Source organism: Halalkalibacter flavus, from assembly GCF_036663575.1.
Classification (GTDB): Bacteria; Bacillota; Bacilli; order Bacillales; family Bacillaceae_D; genus Halalkalibacter; species Halalkalibacter flavus.
In genome coordinates this window covers 18,604-41,347 of the sequence record NZ_JAWRVK010000009.1, presented here as the reverse complement: position 1 = coordinate 41,347, position 22,744 = coordinate 18,604, and the positions used below count along the sequence as shown (strand labels likewise).

Below are 22,744 nucleotides of genomic sequence, written 5' to 3'. Positions count from 1 at the left end.
AGTCTCTTTAAAACTTGGTTTTATTAGCTTTCAGCTTACGATGTTTATTCAACACCCGCTTTTTGTTTCTCACTTTAATTAACTCACCGACTATACTAAGACTAATTTCTTCTGCGCCCTCTGCGTCAATATCTATTCCAATAGGTGAGTGAATCCATTCTGGCACTTGCATTGGATGCAGGAGTCGCTCCGTCCGTCTTCTAGGCCCTAAAATCCCTACATACTTTGGATGATGTCTGCTAAAGAACGAGAGGATTGCTTTATCTCTAGCGAAGCTGTGAGTCATAATTAATACATAGCTATTTAATAGGAATGAATGGCTCGCCAAAAAGTGTTCAGGGTGTGCTTGAATGCATTGGGCCGCGTCAGGGAAAAATTCAGACCGACATCTACTTTCCCTTGGGTCTATAACAATTGGTAAGAAATCAAATTCAGCCGCTCTTTTCACAACGGGTTCAACATCAGGTCCTGCACCAAAAATATAAATCATATCCTTTGACTCGTGTAATTCAAATAAAAATTGTGTATTTAACTCAAGGTTCATCTGATAGTCAAAAATACGCTCCTCTTGATAAAAACGAATAGCATCTCTACATAATAAACGTTCCATTTCTAAAGGAGTTTGACCTAATATCTTTCCTTCCTTAGTAAAAAAAAGCCGACTTCCTATTTTTTCTCCAGTAAACTCACGTATAGAAATGACATCTTCACCCATTTTAAAAGCTTCAAAAACAGCCCCCCAAGAGCTTTCTCCATTTGTTCCTGTTCCTTTCCAATCGATAGGCTCTAATAACACCTTTATCTTACCGTTACATCCAGCCCCTTGTCCCCATCCTAAATCATCCTCCGATTGTAGATCATACGTAATTGTTTCTGGTTTCTTCTTGGAAATTACGCCATTAGCACGAATCCGTAAGTCTTCTTCAAGACAACCACCACTAATCAGACCATATTGTATCCCATTTTCTAAAAAAAGCATTTTTGCTCCTTCATGACGATAGCTAGAACCCTCGACTTGGATAACAGTTGCTAATGCACAAGTTTGATTAGGATGTTGTTTTATAATTGTTAAATACTCATATAGTCCCTTCATTACAAACATCCTTTCAATTTGGCACTAAAAACGTGAAAATCGCCTTTTTCAGTGCCCCCTCAATTACTTGTTTGATTATTTATCTGTTAATCTTCGTAACACTCTATAAATACCTCCGTACCCTGTACATCGACAAAGGTTTCCTGATAATCCTTCTTTTAAATCTTCCATTGTCGCTTTCGGATTCTCCTTTAATAAAGCTTTCAATGAAACTATCATTCCTGGAGTACAATAGCCACATTGAAATCCACCTTCTTCTAAAAAGGCTTGTTGAACAGGGTCAATTCTATCTGTGCTAATACCTTCAATTGTCTGTATCTTCTTGCCATCACACTGGTAAGCCATCGTTAAACATGAATTTTGTTGCTTTCCATTAACAAGAACCATACACGCACCACATCTACCAATCTCACACGAAATCTTTGTCCCTGTTAAATCTAGATCTGTCCTGATAATATCTACCAAGCGACGAGAGGGATCAACCGGTATTTCTACTGACTCTCCATTTAATTCAAAAGATAGTAAATACTCCGTTTCTTTCTCAACTCTAATCCGGTTCCCCTTTTGACTCATTTTGTTCCCTCCTCTACTCCCTCTCCCCACAGGGTTAGAAAAGGTGTTTTTTGTAGCAGCTCCCGATTAACTGGTAGTTTTGTTACCCAAATGCCTGTTGCCTCTTTTATTGCTGAAACAATAGCAGGAGCTAGAGCAACTGAACCAACCTCACCTACACCTCGAGGGCCAAAAGAATCACCATCCGGTAACTCTTCAATTGCATGAACATACTGTTCTTCTGGTACATCAAAAATAGTTGGAACTAAATACGTATCTAAGTTCTGCGTCACGTATTTACCATCATTCATCATAGCGTCCTCCGATAGAGTAAACCCAAGCGCCATGACGCTACCGCCTTCAATCTGTCCTACATACCCCATAGGATTAATTACTGGTCCAGCCGCAACAGCGTGATCCATCCTAATTACTTTAACCGTTCCCGTTAGTAGATTTACTTCAACCTCCGCAATAACAGACGTACTCGTATAAAGATAGTGCCCACCCGTGAATGGATCCGGTGTAACAGGAAAGTGAAAATCAGTTGAACATTCTAGTTCAGCGACTCCATTTTTACCTAGTTCACTATAAGTAATGACTAGCTCCTCTTCTTCATTAACGTCTGCCCAAATGCCCCCTGGACCTGTTTTCAATGTTTCCACCGGGCACCCTGTTAATTCGTTCACTTTTGTAAACAAAGCTTCTAAAAAAGGGCCTTTTAGACGGTTCAAAGCTTGCCAAACCACATTGGTTGTTCTCGAAGCTGTCGATGACCCACTTGGTGGAACAAGATCGGTGTCTCCAATCACAATACTGAGATCATCCTTATCGCAACAAAAATGATCTTGTAACAAAATTTCCAATGTTCCTAATAAACCTTGCCCAAACTCCTCGTGACCGAAAGCAACCTCAATTTTTCCTTCCTTATTCAATCGGATAAGTCCGCCTGCGTGATCAGGAATACCGTATCCTAACCCTGAACCATGCATAGCTAGTGCCGCTCCTATGCCGCGTTTTATCCAAGGCTTCGAAAAATTCGATTGTGTCTTCTTTTTTTCCCAAAGAGGTGAGTGTTTAACAGCTTCCCATACTTGCTCTGGTCCATTTGTCGGTACAACCCGCTGTCCCATTGGCCCAAGATCATTCAGCTTTCTTAAGTTCTTTTTTCGCAATTCCCAAGGGTCTATCTTCAATTTCTCTGCCAATCGATCAAGCTGACCTTCTAGAGCAAAAATAACTTGATTTCCACCAAACCCACGAAACTCTCCCGATATTCCGTTATTTGTATAAACAGCCTTACCCTTTACATCTACATGAGGAATTTGATAAGGACCTACTGCATGTTCAGTAGCAAAGTTCAGAACAGGACCTCCTAATGTAGAGTAAGCCCCCGTGTCAGAGAGAATTTGAACTTGATGGGCAATTATTTCGCCATCTGCGTTCACTCCCGTTTTCATAGTGATTTCCATAGGGTGCCGTTTTAACCCAGCTTTTACAGATTCCCATCTTGAATAATGCATCTTCACTGGCTGATGACAATAAAGAGCGAGCAATGCCCCATACGGTTGTACATTCAATTCATCTTTTCCTCCAAATGATCCTCCTATCGGGCTTGAAATCACACGAATCTGCTCTTCCTCACAAGCTAATATTCTCGCGAGCTGCATTCTGTCTTTGTACCCATGTTGTGTCGGAGCGTAAACTGTTAATCTTCCCTCCTGACTTGGAACAAAAATCCCCCCCTCTGTTTCTAAGTACGTATGCATTTGCCTTGGAGTTATATAGGTCTCTTCAATCACATAAGTACATTGCTTAAACCCTTCATTTATATCGCCTCTCTGATAGTCCGTTTGATGTAGAATATTGCCGTCTTTGTGCAATTTGGGAGCTGTAGGTTGAAGTGCAAGTTCTGGAGTGTCTAATGTTTGAAGTGGTTCATAATCAACTTTAATAAGGGATAAAGCCTTTTCTGCAATTTCTTCTGTCATTGCTGCAACAGCTGCGATGGCGTCTCCCTCAAAACGAACAAGGGCATCACAAAATACTGGCTGATCTGGGATACTGATTCCAAATCCATTTAAACCTGGAATATCACGGTGAGTTAATACAGCAATAACACCAGGATATTCAAGAGCGACAGATGTATCGATCGAAAGAATTCGTGCATGCGGAACTGTACTTCTTAACACTCTTCCATAGAGCATATCCGGAAACGTCATATCGGTTAAATACCGCAGTTTGCCTGTAACTTTCTCTTCTCCATCTGGTCTTACTTTCCACTTTTCACCGCTCGAACTACGATCCAGCCACATTCGAAACACCTCCATTTCCATCCCATTGTTCAAACAATTCGCTAATAATGAGATTTGCAACCGTTGTTTTTTTGTAATTACTCGTTGCAAAAGGATCTGATGTTGCATTAAATTCTTTCGTAATCATTGGAAAGATCGTTTCAAATAAATCCTCAGATCCCTCTGTATTCTGAAGCTCGCTCTCCGTATGTGAGAGCCTTAATGGAATAGGCCCCCCACCAGCTGCTAATGAAACCTCTTGAAATGTCCCTTCCTTGTTGATCTTTCCTTTACCGGCAACTGTGACAAGCGAAGCCGTAAACGTTTCTCGTCTACCTACTTTTTGAAAAAAAGAAAAATCATCGTTGGATCGTTCATCAATCTCTACGGAAATATCAATTAGAATACGTTGGTCTCTTCTCCATTCGTTTGCCTGTAACCCAATCAACCACTCTTCCATTAACTCAGTCTCCATCTGTTTCCCATTAAACCAGTGCATCCTTGCATTGTGGATTAAAAATGCAGGTATGGTATCACCTGAAGCCGTATAGATATTTCCACCAATGGTTGCTACATTTCGAATAGACGGAGCCGCAATTTGTCGGCAAGCCTCCACAAGAGGGGAAAGATATTCACTAAGAAGAGGGTGTTTGATACAGTTCGCTAACGTAACTTGTGAACCAACTGAAATCTCTCTTCGTCCGAAAGAAAGGCTCTCCTTTACTTCTTTCATTTCATGTATTTGCTCTAAGCTGATCAAATTCGAAGGCATTTCCTTAAGGTCTGCTTCCCACTGCGTCCTAAGCCACGTTCCTCCAGACACAAAACAATACTCACTTGGTTTTAGATTAGTTTGAATCTCCCATGCGTCTTTCACATTGTTTGGTCTCCAGATTTTTTTAGGTTCAATCATGTCTAGACACCTCTTTCTGTAATTAACAGGTAGCATATAGTTGTGTATTTATTTTGTATGATATTTCCATTGTAAACAGCTAATTGGTTAGATTATTTCACGAGAAAAATTGAAAGATCCCCCCTGAAACCGAGGGCACTGAAAAAGGTTGATTGATACCTTTTTCAGTGCCCTCCCTAAAACCACATTTAGTTTTCACTATTTACAAAGTTAAAATATTTTGAAATGGAAATCACGGAAGAAGAATCAAAAAATGGAGAGAATCGTCTAATAAACCTAGAAGAGATTATGATGAATACACAAGCTAATATGAAAAAGATTTCGGTTGAAATGAAACAACTAATCAATACCTCTAAGAAAATTGAGCACATATTGCAGATTGTTACCTCAATCGCTGACCAAACAAATTTACTTGCTTAAATCCGACTATTTATCATGTAAAACAAAAACATGCTGGGTCTAATAGTACCTGAGCATGTTTTTCTTGATTCAACTTTGACACCGGTCACAATAAAACGTTTTACGGGAGGAAATCTCATCTTTTATAATTGTCTTTCCACAGCGTTTGCATGGCTTCCCTTCAAGGTCGTACACATAACAATGCTGATTATAGCCCCCAGTCAATTGGTCTTCCTTATATACAGGGACGTCCATATACCCACCTAATTGAATCCCTCTCTTTAATACAGCTTGGATACTTTGATAAAGCTTACTTTTATCCTGATCGGTTAAATCATGTTAACGGTCTTTTCCCTATTCACTTCAACAGCTGTAATTTTTTGTCCCATTACTTTATTACTAAGGAGACGGCGGTACGTTTCCATCTCTGGTAACTCCGGCACACAGGCTCCCCCTTTCTACTTTTGATCATTCTGATAGTATTTGTGTTCGTGAAATAAAAACATGCTTAAGTAACTTAATATAAAAACATTGCAACCCAATAAAAATAAGGTATCCCGAAAACCAAATTAAACGGCAATGTTAAACCAAGTGCTGACCCTAAATAAATTCCTGAATTGGCCTCTGGAATCGCTTGTGCTATCGCAGCTGGTGCCGCGATATAGGAGGCGCTTCCTGTTAAGACAGCTAATATGAAAGCTCCTCCCATTGATAGTCCAATCACTTGTCCTGTCAGGATCCCTATCGTCCCTCCAATAACCGGTAAAATAAATGCAAACAAAAAAGAAACGATTCTTATATTTTTCATTTGCTTAATACTTTGTGTAGCAATCATCCCCATATGTAATAAGAAAATACAAAGAATACCATAAAATAGATCTCCAAATAGTGGTTTGATTAGCAGGAGACCATCTTCATGAGCGACAAAACCAATAAAAATACCACCCAGCAGCAAGAAAATACTTTTTCCAAAGAAAGCTTCTTTTACGACATGTTTGATACTCGCATTCGGATTCGATTCCTCAGTGCCTTGTCTTTGCAAATAGAGCTTGTACATTATAATAGCCAAAATAATGGCTGGTCCTTCCATAATCACTAAAATAGCTGACATATATGCCTCATAAAAGATCCCCATCTTATCTAAAAAAGCTAATCCAGCTATAAATGTAACCGCACTAACCGATCCGTAATGAGCTGATACGGCCCATGAATCTAATACAGAGTATGAAAATAATCTATGAACTAGAAAATACGTAATATATAGCATCAAAATACTTAAGAACACTGCTGCAATTATGGTTGGGATCATCTCTACTAAGGAGACATACCTAAGCTCAGCTCCTCCTTTAATCCCAATCGTAAATAAAATAATCATAGTATACCCCGTATAAAACGCTGTTGGAACTTTTAAATCAGAGTTAACAACAACAGCAATAATTCCAATTAGAAAAAATAAGATCATCGGTGATAATAGATTGGAATACGCTATATCAATCATTTGATTCATGACAACACCTCCATACATGTTAATTAAACGTTTAATTGAAACCTAAAACTAGATATCTTTTCTTTTCTCATCAAGCATACGCGGTTCTGACGGACGGTTTTTCATAAGGACAAGCGGCGCTCGAATCATAAGATCTAACCATTCACCAAATTTATATGGTGCAAATGGTGTCGTGTAGTAACTACCAAAGCTTCTTAAGCCGACTAAATGAATATTAACTAAAATATAAACAATAACAATGCCGAATAATCCAAATATAGCGGATGCAATCATCACTCCAAAACGTAACAACCGAAACGTAATACTTACGTTGTAAGCAGGAATGGAAAAAGAAGCGATGGCTGTAATGGCAACAACAATGACCATAACGGGACTTACAATCCCGGCTCGGACTGCAGCATCACCAATAACAAGGCCTCCAACAATACCAATCGTTTGACCAATTGGACGAGGCAGACGAATTCCCGCTTCCCTTAACAATTCAAATGTAAGTTCCATTAGGAATGCCTCGATAAAACCAGGAAACGGTACACCTTCACGAGTTCCGGCAATGGACAGAGCAAAAACAGTAGGGATCATGCCTTGATGATATGAGACCATGGCAATATATAGCCCTGGCAAAAAAACAGCCATAAAAGCAGCAAAATAACGAAGCAACCGAATAAAACTGCTAATCTGCCATCGATCGTAATTATCTTCGGTTGACTTCATTAAATCACTGAAAGTGACAGGCGTCATTAACACAAAAGGAGTTCCATCAACTACAATGATTACTTTTCCACTTGTTAGAGCGTCAATCGTTTTATCCGGTCTTTCTGTTCGTAATACTTGTGGAAAGGGGGACAAAACGTTTTCTTCTATATACTGCTCTATCACCCCTGTCTCCGAAAGAAGATCTAAATCAATACAGGAAAGACGATAACGAACTTCTTCAACAAGGTCCTGATTCGTAATTCCCTTCAAATAAACAATCGCAAAATCGGTTTTTGACCTTCTGCCAAGCTGGCCAAATTGCACAGTCAAATTTGGATCGCGTAACCTCCTGCGTATTAACATCACATTTGTATGAAGAACTTCGTTAAAACCATCACGGGGCCCTCGAACGATGACCTCACTTTGGGGTTCCTCAATGCCACGATGTTCAAATTGCCTTGTGTCAAACAAAATTAATTTATCAATACCATCTATAACAAGAAGCGTTTCACCTGACATAAGTCCTAGGATCGCTTCATCAAACGTAGAAGCTTCCTTAACTTCAATAAACGTCACGACTTCGGTTAAGATATACTCTACCATTTGTTTCGGTGTATACCCTTCTTCTATCTTAGCAAAGTAAATGAGTGGTCTAATAATCCGATCTTCAATCCCAGAATCAAAGGCCAGACCATCAACAAAAAACAAACTCGCTTTTAACCGTGAATTAATCTTAAAGTCTCTTTGAACTATATCATCGCTTTCTCCAACGGTATTATTAATCGTTTCAACCATCGATCCAAGATCCTTCGATAGTTTAATCTTATATTCATCATTTTTTCGTACTTTCTGTTCATTTAACCTTCGTAAAAGCCTTCTATACATAAATTCACCTCAATTCTGTTCTAACTCTTTTTGCGTCATATGGTGACGTATTTTGACTTTTGCTTCTACTTGTATCTTAGCATCTCGAAACACACCTTCTGCTCCGTCCCAATTATCTTTCACCTTTTCCCAATATGGAAAGTTATTAATTCGAACGTTTTCATGCAGTCCAAAAATATCTGTATAAAATTCTGTCTGCATTTTTTCAATGATTTTCGTGGCCTGCCGCTCTATCTCGGCAGCCACCTCTTCCTCAAGTTTTAACAATGTATCAACCGAGGATAACTCAATCCCATTAATCCAGTTTTCAACAAAAAAACCTTCTGCTTTGATTGTGATGCGAAAAATATCTTTCCCATTATCATGTTGATATTCTACTTCTGTATCTGCATCATCGTTCTCATATACAAACGGAATTTGATCAGGTCCGTAAAATGCTTCTATTGTTTCATTTTCTATATTGCCGCTCACCCAGTCATATCCAAGTACATCATACGATCCGAGCCAGCCAATCATTTTATTATCTGTTCCACGAAACACAGCTGCACCCTCTACTTTAAATTCATTTTTCGTCTTAATAATTCTTGGAACAATGTAGCTGGTATGATTGATCACCCTATTTATTAAATCCCCTACTTCTAATGGAGTTGGAATAGAGTGGCTTCTATTAGCATTCTCACTGATCATGTCAATCGATAGTGCCGGCATCATCTCTAAAGGTAATTTCTCTTCCAAAATTTCATAGCCTTTGCCTTCTGCAATTAACACAAATTTATCTCTTCTCATTACATGGTCCCGGGCAAAAAAATCGATTAGATGCTTAATAATTCCATCACGGGCTAACTCCTCATTAATAATAAGCACTTTCAAATGTTCTAAGTTCATCGTTCTACTTCTTCTCGTTGAGAAACTTCGATTTATCATAAAGTTTGTCATCCCAACAGAGCGGATATTAAAAAAAGGGCCTTCAGCTTGCCCACCTGCCTCTTCTCCCCCTGCTTCGATTTGACCCGGTATGACAACATGATAGGTCATTTGAAACATTTCCTTAGGCAAAGTCCTGCCTGTCTCTTTCAGATACGTTTCTTTTATTTCATCATCATCTACTGGATCCAAGGCAACAGCGAGAACGAAGCCTAGCTCTTCAATTTCTTGTAAATCCCAACAACCTGTTAGGAGGCTTAAACAAATAAAAAGGACTATTGCTCTCTTTGCCTTCATTTCGATATCCCCTTACCATGCTGTTGATTCCTTTTCCTAAATTTCCTGATTCCAACTTTCATGTATCCGATCACAAGAGAAAGTAAAATAAGCGCTGCACCCGCATAACTTACTAAATCGCCCATTGTAAACACTTCTTGAATGGAGTTTGGAATAAAAGCAATTAGATAAGCAAGAAATGTCACAATACCTGATACCCATGTACTTTTTTTTACTTGGAAGAGATCTTTTTTGATGATTTGAACAGCCAAAAGCTGAATAATCGCCATCGTATTAAAAATAGCCATGATCCAAATGACAATCATAACAGGTTCAAAACGCTCAATTAGTCCCTCTACAATTTCAACTTCTTTCGCTAACGCAACAGTAGGAAATACTGTAGCTATTGAACCAGTAACAGATAAGGTCATATAAGAAACAATCACAATTAGTGTGTACAAAATAGTGACAAAAAGGATTCCCACATTTAATGGCCACGCACGCAAATTACTCACTTTCATATAGGCAAGCCAAAAAAACAGTAACTCTATTCCTAGAAAAGCGAACATCGTCGGTTCTAAAGCTGATAGTACTGGCATAATTCCTTTTGGCAGGACTGGTAGAATTTCGTTAAATGTCATATTCTCTATGTTAAAAATCATTAAAACAAAGTACACAACAAGAATAAAAGGGACAAACATTAAGTTTAAATGGATTATGCCTTGTACTCCCTTTGAAACCGCATATGTGGTTGTTAGCAATATAATAGCTTGTGTGATCTCTGGTGGTGTTCGGTCAAGTAAAAACATTCTCACAATAATAGTCAGTACACGAGCTTCATAAGCTAAGTAAGGAATAAAATAGAGAACAAATAGGACTGCTAACAGTTTTGCAATCCATTTCCCTATTCCCTTTTCACCGATAAACTCTAATAGATTTTGACCAGGAAACTGTTTCTGAAGCTGGACAATGAGATAAACGATCCCCATAACAATCCCACCACTAATCAAAACGGAAATCCATCCATCTGCTGTATCAAGAATCTCAGCTAATGTGCGTGGTAACGTTAGCACTCCTATTGCTAATAACATAGCAATCAACGTGACTGCCATCTCTACTGGAGAAATACGGTAATGATCTTGATTTATCACTTCCAATCCCCCTCCTTAGCTCTGATTTTCACTCTTCGTTTTCTGCAGGATCTGTTTTCTTTGCTTCTGATTCTCTTCTTTCATCCAAGGAAGCTTTAATAGTTCATTGATCTTTGTAATTCCATATTGAAAAGCATAAATAATCACCATCGTTCCTATTGCTGTCACAAGTACTCCTTTTTCAGGCATAAAACCAAAAATTCTATCTATAATTTCTTCCATTTCATCACCCATATTTTAGTTGAGTTGGTTTTTTTAGCTTTCGCGTTCTTTATGTAAAATATGTTTCATTTTTACATAAACAAAAAGAGAAGCAGAAATCTGTAACCAATTCTGCTTCTCTTTATCTTTACTGCAACACGCTATTTTCAATTTGCTTTAGTTGATAGAAATATCCTTTAGATTCCATAAGCTTAGAAAAGCTCCCAACTTCAACGACCTTCCCTTGATCCATCACAATGATCTGATCCATCTTCTCTAGGCCAGCTAGCCGGTGACTAACAAGGATTACTGTATCTTTTTTCGCTTGAGTAAAAAGACGTTCATACAGACGTTGTTCCGTCCATGAGTCTAAGGAAGAAGTTGGCTCGTCAAGAAGCCATAAGTTTCCTTTCTTTGCAACGGCACGGGCCATCGCAAGCCTCTGCTTTTCACCACCAGATAAGTTTTGTCCTTTTTCCAACACCATATCATCCAAATTCATATAAGGTAATTGAACATCAACTAATAGTTGGCTCAGATCTTCGGCTGTCAAAGTCTGATCAGATAACAATAAATTGTCTTTAACCGTACCGTAAAAGAAATGACTTTCCTGAAGGATCACATTCGCTTTTTCCCAAATTATTTCTTGCTCAAACTGATTTATAGGTACTCCATCAATCAATATTTCTCCCTCTGCATCAAATTGCTTTAGGATCAACTTCAATAATGTTGACTTTCCCGACCCACTTGGGCCAACAATAGCTGTCTTTGATCCAGAAGGAAAACTTACTGTAACGTCTGTTAAGGTGTTACGCTGATCTTTCGAAAATGAAAAACTTACCTTTTTAAATTGAATGGCAGGTGAAGCGTACAAGCATTGATCTCCTTCAATAGAGTGTGAACTTTTTTGCTCAGTCTGATCAGCAACCGAATACAATCTGTTAGCCGCCCTCTCACTTTCCTCATAATGAATGGGAAACAACGCCATTGGTACCGATTGTTCAAACACAATGAAACTAATCATAACAAGCATCGCTAAAAAAAGACCATCTAATTCTCCACCAGCAACTAAAAGTGCACCAATAGCTAGTACTGACCAAGAGACAAGTAACGAAACTGCCATATTCAATGATTGATAGGAAATAGATTGGATACCAGCTTGTTCTTGCTCTTTAATATAACGATTCGAAGACGCAACAAGATGTTGTTCTTTTTCTTCGAGTTTTTGGTGAATCGTTAACTCTCGGAATCCATAAAACCATTCAGCGACATCCGTTGATAACTTTGATCGTTCCTCTAGAATTCGACTGCTCACTTTTTTTTGTTTCTGAGCAAACCAAGCAGGAATAATAATCGCGGTCAATATAAGACCAACAAGTAAACAAATGACAACTTGAAGCGAATAAAAAGAAACGAATACAATTGTACTTAAAAATACTAACACCATCACAATTGGCGGATATAGGACACGAAGAAAGAAGTTCTGAAGACTTTCAACATCCCCTACAACTCGTGATAGCAAGTCACCACTACGATATTTTTGGAACAAAGATGTTCCTATTCGCTCTAATTTTTCATAGAAGTAAACACGCAAATCACTCAACATCGTAAACGTGGCCCTATGTGAATAATATCGTTCAGCATATCGACTAAGAGCACGTATAAAACTTCCAATTTTCACTACAGCCACCATCGCAATCAATACATACATTGGGGGCTCTAGAGCAGCTTGTGAGATTAAATACCCATTTGCCGCAAATAACCCAACTGCAGTAATACCTGCTAAAAATCCAAACAAAACAGATAATACAACGTCTTTCTTATCCTGAATCATATTTTTTACGATATGGGTAAGCTCACTCATCCCTGCTCCTCCTTCCCTTGCACACTAAACAATTGACGATAATACTCAGATGTTGCCATGAGTTGGTCATGTGTCCCTTCTGCTAACAGCTCTCCTTTATCAAGCAACAAGATTTGATCAGCAAGCTTGATTGTCTGCACACGGTGTGCAACTGTTATAATTAGGGACGTCTTAGTCAATCTCTGAATCGATTCATGAAGATATCGTTCTGTCTGTAAGTCTAGACCTGTCGTCGGTTCATCAAATAGAACAACTGATGGATTCTTTAAAAAGGCGCGAGCAAGAGCAATTCGCTGCTTCTCTCCCCCTGAAAGGCCTCTTCCACCTTCACCTATTACCGTATCATATCCATCATGCATGGACTGAATAAACTCTCTCAACCCTGCTTGAACGGATGCTCTTTCGATTTCCTCCTTCGTTGCCTGAACTCCTAGAGAAATGTTTTCTGAAATCGTTCCTGCAAACAAGTATGGATGTTGTGTAATATAACTAATATGCGAGAACCATTCCTGCCTTTTGTACTCAAACAAGTGATGCTCGTTCAATACCACACCACCACTTTGTGGAGGCAGCAGTCCAGCAACCACATTTAATAACGTCGTCTTTCCCGACCCGCTTTTCCCAACGATTGCTACTTGGCCAGTTGAAGGGAAATCACTCCTTATTCCTTTTAATCCAAAATCACTTGATTCATAGTCATACGTTAAATTGTTCAACTTGATTGAAAGTGGTTTCTCTACTGAACGCGTCCCCCACTCTGCTATGCTTTCTTTATTCTCCAATTCCTTTTCTATCTTTTCCGCAGCTCCTGTACTACTTCGCCCCGAATGAAAGGCACTTCCTAGTTCCTTAAGCGAATTAAAGAATTCAGGAACTAACAACAAAATGAAAAAAGCTGTAAAAAAGCTAATCTGATTAAAAACAACGAGACGTAAACCAAGCTCTAGCGCAACAAGTCCAATGCTTAACATTGAAATAAACTCAAGCATTAAAGACGACGTAAATGCTACTTTTAAAATTTCCATCGTCGTGTCACGAAAATCGAGACTGCTTTTACGAATGACTTCTTTGTAGTATTTGGAACGCCCATATAATTTTAAGCTTTCAAGGCCTTGTACCGTATCAAGAAAACGCCCAGAAAAAGCTTTTAGGCTATCTAACTTCTCCTCCGACTTTCGTTGCGTCATGCCTCCAACTATAGCCATAAACAACGGAATAAACGGTGCTGTCACCAAAATAATCAAACCTGAGTAAACATGTTGGCTAAACACCACTATTAAAATCATAAGCGGAACAATCGTTGTGATTATCCGTTGTGGAATATATTTGCTAAAAAAACTGTCTAATTCATCAACCGCATCCAACATCACACTCATTTTTGAGCCCGACTGTCCTTTTGTCGAAGCCATAACCGTACGGCTTCCATATGAATGCAACAGCCGCTCTCGGTATTTTTTCTTTACTCTCGCAGCCATTTCCACACCGATCTTGCCGCTTAAATAAGATAAAGATGCCCTAACAAGCAGGACACCTAATAAAACAAATAGCAACGGTAGAATTTGATCAAACGTTTGTTTATTTAGAAATAGGTCATCAACAATAGAGACGATCAAGTACGCTTGTGATATTACAACGATACCAAGAGCTATCGCTATGACATACAATGCGTAATAGCGCCCTTTCTCAGCTAATGCTAGCTTTTGAAGTGACTTCATCAGTTAGTCCTCGTACTTCGTGCTTTTATTTGCTACGAAAAAGGAAATAACCATGGCCAGCACAGCTACAAGAAGCGGTGCGTAAAACAACAAAAAGTTGTGCATTTTTACTTCCTCCTTATTTGCCACTTTGAATATATGGCTTATTCATAATAAACAATTTAAACACTAAATAGAGCGACGGAATTAAAAGCATCAAACCTAAAATAAACACTGTGATGAGTGCATAAGCCATCGTTTCGTTTGTAAAGCTATCATAGATCGTTAAGTGTGGATACAGTAAATACGGATACCTTGATACGCCATAAGCATAAAATGCTAACGCAAACTGAAGCACCACGAAAATAAATGACCAGCCGTAGTTTCTCGTTTTTAAGAGCCATAAACTGAGCAAGAAACAAATAAACGACAAGGCAAAAAGCCACCAAAGTGATACGAGTCCTTCAAAGTGAGCTGGGTTATGCCATCTCATCTCAACAATAATCCCTAAAGCAGTCACAATCGTCGGGAAGCTCCAAATCCATGTGTACTTCTTAAATAGCTTCAAAGCCTTTTTATCCTGAGCAACAGACGAATAGTAAGCTAAGAAACTTGCTGAAATAAATAGAACACTTACTAGACTGAGGACAACAATTGACCAAGCAAACGGGCTTGTAAATAATGCCACATAATTAAGTTCAATACGTCCAGAAGCTGTTTCACGGATGAATCCACCTTGTGAAACAATTAATGCTGTTGTGAGCGATGCCGGGATGAGGACACCGGTCACTCCGTACATAAGTGTGTAACCGACATGTCCTTTTGTCCCATATGTTCCAAATGCATAGTAACTTCCGCGAAGGGCAAGCAAAATAATCGAAATGCTTATCGGAATTAATAGCACTGTACCGAAGTAATAAGCTGTCTGTGGGAAAAATCCTATCATCCCAACAAAGAAAAATACTAGAAATACATTCGTGATTTCCCAAACAGGCGATAAATATCGCTGGATGACAGTATTAACAATATGATGCTTCTTGGTAACGATTGTCGACGCATTAAAGAATCCAGCACCGAAATCAATCGATGCTACAATGACATAGCCAAATAGGAACAACCATAATACCGATATTCCTATCACCTCAATTGTCATTTCGCAACACTCCTTTGTTCATCTGCAAGCTTTTCTAATTCTCGCTCCACTGGATTCTTTTTAAACATCCGTGTTAACACAACAGCTGTACCAATCATTAGAATTATATAAAGAATCGCAAACGCAATAAACATTACCCATACATACGGTGAATCAGTTGCTCCTTCTGCCGTAGTCATAAATCCACGCATAATCCAAGGCTGACGCCCGACTTCTGTAAACCACCAGCCCGCCTCAATCGCAATCATCGCTAACGGACCAGATGCAACAAGAAGGATGCGGAATAAACGCGTCTTAATGACAGCCCATCCACGCCATAGAGCAAACCAATAAAACAGTGACAACACAGTTAACCAAATTCCTATCGTCACCATAATGTCAAAGAAATAGTGGACAACAAGTGGTGGATGATACTCTTCGGGAATATCATTTAACCCTGTTACGACTCCAAATGGGTTACTGTGGACAAGCATACTAAGAGCATATGGAATTCGAATCGCATATTTCACTTCATTTGTTTCTGTTAAGACACCATATAAAACAAGTGGAGCCTCTCCCTCTGTTTCAAAATGCCATTCAGCAGCAGCTAGTTTTTCTGGTTGATATTCAGCTAAAAATTTCCCTGATAAATCACCAACAAGCGCTGTGGCAATTGAGAAAATAAGAGCAATTTTCATCGTTAGCGCAAGGGCTTTACGATGATATTCATGACGGTTTCCTTTCAACAAGTGATAAGCCGCAATGGACGCCAAGACAAACGCTGTTGTCATATAAGCAGATGTCAACACATGAGCCACTTTCGTTGGCATGGCTGGATTAAACATCGCAACAAGCGGTTGGATATTCGTTAATTGACCATCAACTAACGTGAACCCTTGTGGTGTATTCATAAAAGCATTTACTGACGTAATGAATAGTGCCGACATAGCCGACCCTAATACAACTGGAGCTAGTAAATAAAAATGACGCTTCGGGTTTTTGAATCGGTCCCATGTATACAAATAAATCCCAAGAAAAATCGCTTCAAAGAAAAACGCGAACGTCTCCATAAATAGCGGAAGAGCGACAAGTTGTCCCGCAAACTCCATAAACCGCGGCCATAAGAGAGCTAATTGCAAGGCAATCGCTGTCCCTGTTACGACACCAACAGCAACAGTAATGACATAACCACGTGCCCAACGTTTCGCTAATAAAAGATAATGCTCATCCTGATTTTTTAATCCAAGCCAATGAGCAATTGTTATCATAATCGGAACACCGACACCGAGTGTGGCAAAAATAACATGCACAGACAATGTCAGCATCGTTAAATATCGACTAAATTCAACTGAATCCATTTCTCTCCTCCTCTTCTCTAATGTGAAGATATTGTTATTGTATAAGCAAAATGTATGTGAATTACATCACAAATTGAACGATTTCGTTACAGAAGAGTGATGAATTTTTGACAATTACGCCCCGAAGAACAGAAAACAACCTTAAGACCTGGATCTTAAGGTTGTTCTTACGGACTTTAACTAGCTAGCTTGCCGAATACTCTTCTTTTCTTTTTTTATTCCGTATACTAATAGAATGATTCCACTAACAACTAAAATCGGTTCAATAATGTCAGCTTCTGGACCATGCGTCAATCGATGGAGTTCAAAAATCCAATGAATAACGACGATATCAAAACTAGCAAAAAATCCTGAAGCAGCTATTACACCATGAAAGAAAGAGGACGAAAATAATTTTGCACACACAATATAAAATACGATTGTTGCTATCCCAGCAAATAGCAAGGCACCGATGCGTTCTCCAATTGTCGTAGCCGCAAAGCCAAAAGCATTCACATTGTCTGTATGAAAGAGCCAGTCTGTATATAATACGCCGATTAGAAAGTCTATTAACCTACTCATCTATGCTCTCCTTTACGTTTTTCTACTACTAATATGGACGTAATTAATTTGTTTAATACTTCTCGTCAGAACTATGCTATTTTGAGAGATTTCTAAGACTGTCTACAAAAGAAAAACGGTGCGAAGCTAAAATCCTCCGCACCGTTTTTGCTTTATTACTCTTTTTACATGCATGTAATCAAAACCCAATATTCTCCAAATACAATCCATTTGCATCAGCAAAGCCAGCTAAGCTCCGATCATTCGACTCTAACATCGTTTTTATCTCTTCAGGCTGCACTTCACCTAATCCAACATGAATCAACGTTCCTACCATTTTTCTAACCATATTATACAAAAAGCCGTTTCCTCGAATTCTTATATTAATGAATCCAGCGTCTTCCTCAATCACAATAGAATAAATATGTCGTACCATCGATTTTTTCTTCGACTTTGCATTAGAAAAAGCAGTGAAATCATGCTCACCAACAAAATATTGAGCTGCTTCCCTCACTTTTACTACATCTAGCTTCTTTTCAACATGCAGACTATGTTTTCGCATAAAAGGATTCGGATAGCTCTCATTCCAAATTTTATACAAATACGTTTTATCCTTTGCATTGTATCTAGCGTGAAAGCGGTCATGAACCGAAGAAACGTCTGTAACACTAATATCCTGTGGTAAATAACGATTCAAATAATTTTGGATTTCAGATTCTGCCATCTTTTCAATTAACTTAACATTTGCTACTTGAGCGAGTGCATGTACACCTGCATCTGTTCTACTAGAACCAATAATTTCGATATTTCTCCCTACCATTTCAGATAAGACATTTTCGATTTTCCCTTGTATCGTATTTTCCGTATTCCCAAGACGCTGCCAACCTTTATACCTGGAACCATCATATTGGATGGTTAACTTGTAATTATTCATTTGCTTTCTCCTTCATTTACCCGTAACGTTCCTATTCTAGTATCTCCCTTTTTCAAGCATCTATATTCACGCTTTACTCCCTCGAGCCCATTTAATGTTTTCATTATGTTTTAAAAGCATAAACAAGACAATGAGAAAAGCTGAGACAACTGCCATTTTTTCCTCGTAGCCTATATATTGGTACGGAACAACTAGAATCGCAGCAACTCCCGTCAATAAGATGTACTTTTTAAAAGCTAATCCTAGTAACCACAACACACCAATAATGAGTAAAGCAACCGGTTCTGTTGCTAAAAAGATCCCTAAGCTAGTAGCAATGCCCTTTCCACCCGTGAAATTTAAAAAGATAGATTTCAAATTTCCAATAATGACACACAATGCAATGACCATCGTTTGACCACCACTAAAAAATTGTGCAGCAAACGCAACCATCACGAACGCTTTACTCACGTCACCAATTAAGACTAAGAAAGCCATTTTCTTGCCTAAGTTTAAATAAACATTGCTTGCACCTATATTTTTTGTACCTACTGCTTGAATGTCTATGCCTTTAAGTTTAGCTATTATTTTACCAGTCGGAATTGAACCAACAACGTAAGCGATCACACAGAACATTAGAAACAACATCATCCAAATACCTCTTTTCCAATATTCATTTCTACTATTCTAGTATAAACGATGTCGACGTTATCGGATATAACCTTTATAAAAGATGAAAGACTTGCCAATTAGCGTTATCAGTTCGTGAAGGTCTCTTTAACTCTGTTTATGTGCTGTTCCCCTTGGTTCAGGACATAAAGGCCACTGAAAAAGGTCAAAACCGTACCTTTTTCAGTGACCTCTCTAATAAACGATCGTTTGTTCAAACAATGACTTGTGATACAATATTGTCTATTACATGTGTATTATGGAAAAAATATAATACACAATACATATAAGAAAGGGTGAAATATATGGAACATAATTCCTCTAATTTTATTAGAAATATTATAAAAGAAGACTTAGAGTCAGGTAAGCGAAATCATGTAATCACTCGTTTCCCACCAGAACCTAATGGATACTTACATATCGGTCATGCCAAATCGATTGTCATCAACTTTGATTTAGCAGATGAATTTAACGGAAAGACGAACTTACGCTTTGATGATACCAACCCGTTAAAGGAAGACTCAGAGTATGTTCATGCAATTAAAGAGGATGTCCAATGGCTTGGTTATGATTGGGATGGGCTATTTTTTGCTTCGGATTACTTTCAAGAAATGTACGAAAGAGCCGTCCTACTTATTAAGAAGGGAAAAGCCTATGTCGACGATTTATCCCCAGAGGAAATCCGAGAATACCGTGGCACGTTAACAGAGCCTGGTAAGGATAGCCCTTATCGCGATCGTTCGATTGAGGAAAACTTAGACTTATTCGAACGTATGCGTAAAGGTGAATTTGAAAACGGTAAGAAAGTATTACGAGCAAAAATTGATATGAGTTCTCCTAATATTAACCTGCGCGATCCTGTTATTTACCGCATTTCTCACGCAGAACATCATAACACAGGAGATCAATGGTGCATTTATCCAATGTATGCATTTGCACATCCATTAGAGGATGCCATTGAGGATGTCACACATTCAATTTGTACAACGGAATTTGAAGATCAACGTCCACTTTATAATTGGGTTGTAGAAGAATGTGAAATGGAGAGCACACCCCAACAAATTGAGTTCGGTCGTTTAAACATTACAAATGCTGTTATGAGTAAACGTAAGTTAAAACAGCTAGTCGATGAAGGGTTTGTTGATGGATGGGATGATCCGCGCATGCCAACGATCTCAGGTTTACGAAGAAGAGGATACACACCAGAGGCCATCCGTACGTTTGTACGTGAAACAGGTGTTTCTAAAGGGTCTGGTCATGTTGACTCTCAAATGCTGGACTACTTTGTACGAGAAGATTTAAAAATGAAAGCACCTCGTACAATGGGAATCCTTCGTCCATTAAAAGTCGTGATTACAAACTATCCAGAGGGACAAGTCGAAATGCTTGATGCTGAAATCAACCCTGAGAATCCAGAAATGGGGACAAGACAAATTCCATTCTCAAGAGAGATTTATATTGAACAAGAAGATTTCATGGAAAATCCACCAAAGAAATACTTCCGTCTCTTCCCTGGGAACGAGGTTCGCCTAAAACATGCTTACTTCATCAAGTGTGAAGATGTCATTAAAGATGAAGACGGCAATGTCGTAGAAATCCATTGTACGTATGATCCAGAAACGAAGAGCGGTTCAGGATTCACTGGTCGTAAAGTAAAAGGAACCTTACACTGGGTGGAAGCAACACAAGCGGTGCCAGCTGAGTTCCGTTTATATGAACCATTGCTTTCCACTGATGACCCAGAAGAGTTAGAAGAGGAAACAGAAAAAACATTCTTAGATCAAGTTAATCCTAACTCTCTACAAGTACTAAAAGGCTTTGTTGAACCAAACATGAATGATGTCTCTGCACAAGATAAGTTTCAATTTTTTAGACATGGTTACTTTAATGTCGATCCAAAAGATACAGCAAAAGATAACTTAGTGTTTAATTTAATTGTTTCGTTAAAAAGTTCGTTCAAACTATAGAAACTAAGGGGGTGTCAAAGGTCAAAAACAGACCTTTGACACCCCCTTCTTCTAAATAAGTGTTACAAACAGAGTAATCAACCGCAACTACTACTTTCACCCTCCTTTAAATAAAAAAACTACCTGTCTTAATTAATACATAGCCAGGTAGTAACACTTCCCTTATTTAAGCCTCGCTCTTACTTCGCCAAGCGGATCACATTCCATGAAAGCTTCGGTAGATTGGCTTCTAATTTACCACCATCGACTTTCGCATCTCCATTATTATGCGGAACAACATTTGTGCGATTATGCTGATTTGTCGCCTTAACCTCATCATGCTCAAGAATAATATGTTCAACCACTCGGTATCCTTCAAAACTTCTAACATCAGCATCAAGTGATAATACATCGGTTTGGTGTTTATTCACTGCAAAAATGGTGACAGTTTCACTTTCTTCATTATAAACAGATACTGTATCTAGATAAGGGACATCGGTAAAATCTTCACTATCATACTTAGGTGAAGAAACCATTGCATGTAATGCAACCCCTCTACCAAATACAGATGCGTGCATGTATGGATAGAAAATCGTTTGTGTCCAAGCCTCTCCACCATTTTCCGTCATGATCGGAGCGATGACATTAACAAGCTGAGCCAAACACGCAATTTTTACACGGTCAGCACGTTTGAGTAAGGAGATTAACATACTTCCAACTAGAAGTGCATCTTCAAACGTATAAATATCTTCAAGTTGCGGAGGAGCAACCGACCATGGCTCAATTTTCTTATCCGCTTCATTTGAATGGAACCAAACATTCCACTCATCGAATGATAGATTAATAGTTTTCTTACTTCGCTTTTTCGCTTTAATATAATCGGCAATTGAAATCACCGAATAAATAAACTGATCCATATCAAGAGATTGCGCTAGATAGTTTGCTAAATCTTCATCACGGTTCCCATAATACGTGTGCAATGAGATAAATTCAACGTGATCATACGTATGCTCAAGAACAGTCGCTTCCCATTCAGCAAATGTTGGCATTAGACGATTCGAGCTTCCGCAAGCGACCAATTCAATGGAAGAGTCAACCCATTTCATCGCTTTTGCCGTTTCGGCGGCAATACGACCATACTCATCAGCCGTGCGGTGACCAATCTGCCAAGGACCATCCATTTCATTTCCTAAGCACCAGGTTTTAATTTTATGCGGCTCCTTATAACCATGCTTAATACGAAGGTCACTCCAGTATGAGCCGGACGTATGATTGCAATATTCAACTAAGTTACGCGCAGCATCAATCCCTCTTGTTCCAAGGTTTACGGCCATATTTACTTCGGCATTGACCTTTTTTGCCCAATCCATAAATTCATTTGTTCCAATTTCATTGGTCTCTGTGGTTCTCCAAGCTAAATCTAAACGACGGGGCCGTTCTGCTACAGGACCTACTCCATCTTCCCAATTATACCCAGAGACAAAGTTTCCACCTGGGTAACGAACAAGCGGTACCTTTAATTGTTTTACAAGTTCGATTACATCTTGACGAAACCCTTGCTCATCCGCTTCTGGATGGTCTGGTTCATAAATCCCCCCGTACACGGCTCTCCCTAAATGTTCAATAAAAGATCCATATATTCGATCATCAATTTCACCAATTTTAAACTCTTTATCAATAGTCATAGTCGCTTTCATTATTGTAATCTCTCCCTTCCTTTAAAAAGCTTCATTTACCCTTACT

General features: G+C 38.8%; 22 protein-coding genes. 2 read left to right on the top strand and 20 right to left on the bottom strand.

Going from position 1 to position 22,744, the window contains the following annotated elements; all coding sequences use genetic code 11:
- Positions 1 to 7 precede the first annotated feature (7 nt).
- The 4 genes from SAY88_RS08045 to SAY88_RS08030 all read right to left on the bottom strand — a co-directional run bounded on the left by SAY88_RS08045 (position 8) and on the right by SAY88_RS08030 (position 4,849).
- Positions 8 to 1,093 carry an XdhC family protein gene (locus SAY88_RS08045; RefSeq protein WP_332630803.1) on the bottom strand — a complete coding sequence of 362 codons (1,086 nt, stop codon included), beginning with the start codon at positions 1,091 to 1,093 and terminating at the stop codon, positions 8 to 10.
- Positions 1,094 to 1,168: 75 nt separating this feature from the next.
- The gene (locus SAY88_RS08040) at positions 1,169 to 1,666 is read right to left on the bottom strand and encodes a (2Fe-2S)-binding protein (protein WP_332630801.1); all 498 of its coding nucleotides are present in this window, start codon (positions 1,664 to 1,666) and stop codon (positions 1,169 to 1,171) included.
- The gene (pucD, locus tag SAY88_RS08035; RefSeq protein ID WP_332630800.1) at positions 1,663 to 3,957 is read right to left on the bottom strand and encodes a xanthine dehydrogenase subunit D; all 2,295 of its coding nucleotides are present in this window, start codon (positions 3,955 to 3,957) and stop codon (positions 1,663 to 1,665) included. Before pucD ends, SAY88_RS08040 begins: the two co-directional genes overlap by 4 nt.
- A complete protein-coding gene (locus SAY88_RS08030; protein ID WP_332630798.1) occupies positions 3,941 to 4,849 on the bottom strand; it encodes an FAD binding domain-containing protein in 909 nt (302 codons plus the stop codon). The genes pucD and SAY88_RS08030 overlap by 17 nt, the downstream gene beginning before the upstream one ends.
- Before the next feature lie 225 nt (positions 4,850 to 5,074).
- Between SAY88_RS08030 and SAY88_RS08025 the strand changes: the two genes are divergently transcribed.
- Positions 5,075 to 5,269 (top strand): hypothetical protein, encoded by a 195-nt coding sequence (locus SAY88_RS08025; protein WP_332630796.1) that lies wholly within the window; start codon positions 5,075 to 5,077, stop codon positions 5,267 to 5,269.
- Between the two features lie 69 nt (positions 5,270 to 5,338).
- Here SAY88_RS08025 and SAY88_RS25940 read toward each other — a convergent pair whose 3' ends face one another.
- The 15 genes from SAY88_RS25940 to SAY88_RS07960 all read right to left on the bottom strand — a co-directional run bounded on the left by SAY88_RS25940 (position 5,339) and on the right by SAY88_RS07960 (position 19,037).
- A complete protein-coding gene (locus tag SAY88_RS25940; protein WP_431308849.1) occupies positions 5,339 to 5,503 on the bottom strand; it encodes a zinc finger domain-containing protein in 165 nt (54 codons plus the stop codon).
- A gap of 74 nt (positions 5,504 to 5,577) precedes the next feature.
- Positions 5,578 to 5,691, bottom strand: a complete 114-nt coding sequence (locus tag SAY88_RS08020; protein ID WP_332630795.1) for a DNA-formamidopyrimidine glycosylase family protein — start codon at positions 5,689 to 5,691, stop codon at positions 5,578 to 5,580.
- A 74-nt stretch (positions 5,692 to 5,765) separates the two neighbouring features.
- Positions 5,766 to 6,755: a sodium-dependent bicarbonate transport family permease gene (locus SAY88_RS08015; protein ID WP_332630794.1), complete on the bottom strand. Its 990-nt coding sequence runs from the start codon at positions 6,753 to 6,755 to the stop codon at positions 5,766 to 5,768.
- Positions 6,756 to 6,803: 48 nt separating this feature from the next.
- Positions 6,804 to 8,333 carry a spore germination protein gene (locus SAY88_RS08010; protein ID WP_332630792.1) on the bottom strand — a complete coding sequence of 510 codons (1,530 nt, stop codon included), beginning with the start codon at positions 8,331 to 8,333 and terminating at the stop codon, positions 6,804 to 6,806.
- Between the two features lie 9 nt (positions 8,334 to 8,342).
- Positions 8,343 to 9,554: a Ger(x)C family spore germination protein gene (locus tag SAY88_RS08005; RefSeq protein ID WP_332630790.1), complete on the bottom strand. Its 1,212-nt coding sequence runs from the start codon at positions 9,552 to 9,554 to the stop codon at positions 8,343 to 8,345.
- Positions 9,551 to 10,684 (bottom strand): GerAB/ArcD/ProY family transporter, encoded by a 1,134-nt coding sequence (locus SAY88_RS08000; RefSeq protein ID WP_332630788.1) that lies wholly within the window; start codon positions 10,682 to 10,684, stop codon positions 9,551 to 9,553. The genes SAY88_RS08005 and SAY88_RS08000 overlap by 4 nt, the downstream gene beginning before the upstream one ends.
- Before the next feature lie 15 nt (positions 10,685 to 10,699).
- A complete protein-coding gene (locus SAY88_RS07995) occupies positions 10,700 to 10,906 on the bottom strand; it encodes a hypothetical protein (RefSeq protein ID WP_332630786.1) in 207 nt (68 codons plus the stop codon).
- A gap of 127 nt (positions 10,907 to 11,033) precedes the next feature.
- Positions 11,034 to 12,749, bottom strand: coding sequence for a thiol reductant ABC exporter subunit CydC (cydC, locus tag SAY88_RS07990; RefSeq protein WP_332630784.1), 1,716 nt, complete (start codon positions 12,747 to 12,749; stop codon positions 11,034 to 11,036).
- Entirely contained in the window at positions 12,746 to 14,464 is a 1,719-nt protein-coding gene (gene cydD, locus SAY88_RS07985) for a thiol reductant ABC exporter subunit CydD (RefSeq protein ID WP_332630782.1), read from the bottom strand. The genes cydC and cydD overlap by 4 nt, the downstream gene beginning before the upstream one ends.
- Positions 14,465 to 14,467: 3 nt before the next feature.
- Positions 14,468 to 14,569 carry a cytochrome bd oxidase small subunit CydS family protein gene (gene cydS, locus SAY88_RS25935; RefSeq protein ID WP_420842499.1) on the bottom strand — a complete coding sequence of 34 codons (102 nt, stop codon included), beginning with the start codon at positions 14,567 to 14,569 and terminating at the stop codon, positions 14,468 to 14,470.
- A gap of 13 nt (positions 14,570 to 14,582) precedes the next feature.
- Positions 14,583 to 15,596, bottom strand: coding sequence for a cytochrome d ubiquinol oxidase subunit II (locus SAY88_RS07980; protein ID WP_332630780.1), 1,014 nt, complete (start codon positions 15,594 to 15,596; stop codon positions 14,583 to 14,585).
- Complete coding sequence (locus SAY88_RS07975) at positions 15,593 to 16,933, bottom strand: cytochrome ubiquinol oxidase subunit I (RefSeq protein ID WP_332630778.1); 1,341 nt, start codon at positions 16,931 to 16,933, stop codon at positions 15,593 to 15,595. Before SAY88_RS07975 ends, SAY88_RS07980 begins: the two co-directional genes overlap by 4 nt.
- A gap of 180 nt (positions 16,934 to 17,113) precedes the next feature.
- Positions 17,114 to 17,494: a hypothetical protein gene (locus tag SAY88_RS07970; RefSeq protein WP_332630776.1), complete on the bottom strand. Its 381-nt coding sequence runs from the start codon at positions 17,492 to 17,494 to the stop codon at positions 17,114 to 17,116.
- A 178-nt stretch (positions 17,495 to 17,672) separates the two neighbouring features.
- Complete coding sequence (truA, locus tag SAY88_RS07965) at positions 17,673 to 18,407, bottom strand: tRNA pseudouridine(38-40) synthase TruA (protein WP_332630774.1); 735 nt, start codon at positions 18,405 to 18,407, stop codon at positions 17,673 to 17,675.
- Between the two features lie 66 nt (positions 18,408 to 18,473).
- The gene (locus tag SAY88_RS07960) at positions 18,474 to 19,037 is read right to left on the bottom strand and encodes a glycerol-3-phosphate acyltransferase (RefSeq protein WP_332630773.1); all 564 of its coding nucleotides are present in this window, start codon (positions 19,035 to 19,037) and stop codon (positions 18,474 to 18,476) included.
- 323 nt (positions 19,038 to 19,360) lie between these two features.
- On the opposite strand from SAY88_RS07960, the gene SAY88_RS07955 reads away from it, so the two are divergent.
- Positions 19,361 to 21,022, top strand: coding sequence for a glutamine--tRNA ligase/YqeY domain fusion protein (locus SAY88_RS07955; protein WP_332630772.1), 1,662 nt, complete (start codon positions 19,361 to 19,363; stop codon positions 21,020 to 21,022).
- Between the two features lie 179 nt (positions 21,023 to 21,201).
- Here the strand turns inward: SAY88_RS07955 and arfA are convergent, their stop codons facing one another.
- Positions 21,202 to 22,698, bottom strand: a complete 1,497-nt coding sequence (gene arfA, locus SAY88_RS07950; protein ID WP_431308848.1) for an arabinosylfuranosidase ArfA — start codon at positions 22,696 to 22,698, stop codon at positions 21,202 to 21,204.
- Between the last annotated feature and the right edge of the window lie 46 nt (positions 22,699 to 22,744).